This is a genomic window from Atribacter sp. (genome assembly GCF_035418125.1).
GTDB classification, from domain to species: domain Bacteria; phylum Atribacterota; class Atribacteria; order Atribacterales; family Atribacteraceae; genus Atribacter; species Atribacter allofermentans.
Window position 1 is genome coordinate 1 of sequence record NZ_DAOLQM010000307.1, and the last position, 2,360, is coordinate 2,360.

Below are 2,360 nucleotides of genomic sequence, written 5' to 3' on the forward strand. Positions count from 1 at the left end.
GCGCCGGCTTTGCAAGCCGGAGGCCACGGGTTCGAATCCCGTCATCTCCACCAATCGCTTTATAGAGCGATTTTCTTCTTATCGGTTTTCAAACCAAACCTCCAAAAATCTCCGAGTCCGGCGCTCTTATTTTCGCTTCCTCGTAATCAGCGAGGTGAGTCATTTGCCGGAAATTGTCACAATATACCGAAATTTGAGCTACCAAGTTTACTTAAATTGGTTTATTTTGGAAAAAAGGCACAAGGAATATAAGCACGAACCGAAATAGATTATAGACAGGTGATATCACTTTTTTTCCAATGGCATCCCGATGCGTTCATCAATCAGAAAAAGCTTAAAAAATGCGTCATTCAGTTCTTCTCTTGGGAGGTTGCCCCAGCTACTTTCAACATCCGTCGAAAATATCTGAAGGTTTTTTTCGATTATCTCACCAATGAAGGTGTTATCGAGGAAAATCCCATTAACTTTTCGGCTAGGAAAGAAGAGGGAAGAACCAGAAGCATCCCAATAGATGTCATTAAAAAACTTCTCAGCGCTCCGGATCAAAAAAATTTTACCGGTTTACGAGACCTCGCTTTTTGAGGTTGAAGCAATAGCTTTTTGATAATATAATTATCCCCCCAGCGGTTCTTTCCTAGATGATGCCCTCATTTTTTTTAAATCGAGAAATTGTAGAATTGGATACCAATAGAAATAAAAAATTATAATAATGTAATAAGGATTTTAATTCACCTCTTGGGACTCTCCCCGAGAATAGCTCTACTTCATGAAACTGGATCTAATTAAATATAGTTTCACCTTTGTCTCCTGTGACATATAATAACATGAGGAATAAAAGCAATCGCTTTTGTTGCGCCTAATTAAAGAAGGGAGGATTTTGATATCATGAGAAAAGTTGGATTTATTGGATTAGGTAATATGGGAAGGGGTATGTGTAAGAATTTGATTCTGAAAGGTAACCAATTAACCGTTTTTGACATCAACCAGGATGCAATGCAATCCTTTAAAGGAAAAGCTGCATTGGTTCATTCTCCTTTGGAAGTTTTAAAAAATAGTGAGGTTGTTTTTCTCTCCCTTCCAAACTCTACTGTAGTTGAAAAAATTATGAATGAATTTCTCAACGAGGGGGTTCAGGGAAAGATTATTGTCGATACCTCAACCAGCTATCCCATGTCGACTCGTTCACTCCATGCCAAGATTAAGGCTGCCGGAGGCGGTCTGGTTGACTCCCCGCTAATCGCTGGTCCCGCTGAGGCTGATAGAGGAGAATTGATTGCTGTCGCAGCTGGAGACAAAGAAGATGTTGATAAAGCTGACGACCTTCTCCGCTGTTACTGTAAACATTACGACTATGTAGGACCATCGGGAAACGGACACTTAATAAAAATCGCTCAAAACTTCGCCGGACTTTCTCAAGCGCTTATTTATGCCCAACTCTATCCAATTATTGCCAAATATGGTATCAATCCACAGGAGCTTTATAAATCCCTTAACAATGAAGTATTTTCCAACTGGGTTTTCCAGTTTTATAGCGAAAAATATATAAATAAGAATTATCGCATGGACTTTGCTCTTGATCTCGGACTTAAAGACTTAAATTATATGAAAAAACTGTGCGATGACCTGAATATTCCTGGATTTTTATTAGATGGTGCTATTGACCTCTGCCGAGTTGCCCTCAAAGAAGGAAAGGGCAAGGAGCTAGATTTCAGCCATGCCGGAAATACTATGTACGAGTACGTAGGATTAGAATAAATCTATAGAACCCAACCGATGTCGACCTCTACTTAAAAAAATTGATTTACACCTTTTTAGTCGACATCGGTTGGGTTGTGATTATATTCTCTTTTTTTTATATTAAATTTCTATTTCCCCTTTTCTTTCCTAATTTAATCGCCTTCTTTTTTCCCCTTGGCCTACATCTTGGAATTTATATAATAAGCCCTAATGCCACCTTGTGGAACATAAGAGGATGAAAATCCTTGCTCAGCAATTGATCCTCCTCTTGGAAAAGGGGGATGAGAGGGAGATTTAAAAATTCAGAAAAAAATCGAATCCCTCTCAATTTCTCTTTCGGAAAAGTGAGAGAAAATTAATTTACCAATTAAAGTATTCTATTGTTTTTTGATAGTATTATGAAGAATGATAAAATGAAGGAACACGATCTACTTTACAAGGAGGATTCTTGATGACCACCGAAGAACTTTATCAATCCCGGCTTAAACGGTATGTCACCGCCATGAGAAACGGCAAACCAGACATGATCCCTATCCGTCCTTTTGTTGCTGAGTTTGCTTCTCAGTATGCTGGTTATACCGCTCAACAAGCAACTCATGATTATCGCTATGCAGTAAAAGCTT

3 protein-coding genes are annotated in these 2,360 nt (G+C 38.7%); all 3 read left to right on the plus strand.

What is annotated here, in order from left to right:
* Positions 1-252: hypothetical protein (locus tag PLK24_RS10825; protein ID WP_324479034.1), on the plus strand; the 252-nt coding region annotated here is incomplete at its 5' end.
* A 27-nt stretch (positions 253-279) separates the two neighbouring features.
* The gene (locus PLK24_RS10830; protein WP_324479036.1) at positions 280-582 is read left to right on the plus strand and encodes a site-specific integrase; all 303 of its coding nucleotides are present in this window, start codon (positions 280-282) and stop codon (positions 580-582) included.
* Positions 583-885: 303 nt separating this feature from the next.
* Positions 886-1,755, plus strand: a complete 870-nt coding sequence (locus PLK24_RS10835) for an NAD(P)-dependent oxidoreductase (protein ID WP_324479038.1) — start codon at positions 886-888, stop codon at positions 1,753-1,755.
* Positions 1,756-2,360 lie beyond the last annotated feature (605 nt).

Coding starts and splice junctions, on each gene's coding strand:
- PLK24_RS10835 (WP_324479038.1), top strand. CDS start 886: ATGAGAAAAGTTGGATTTATTGGATTAGGTAATATGGGAAGGGGTATG.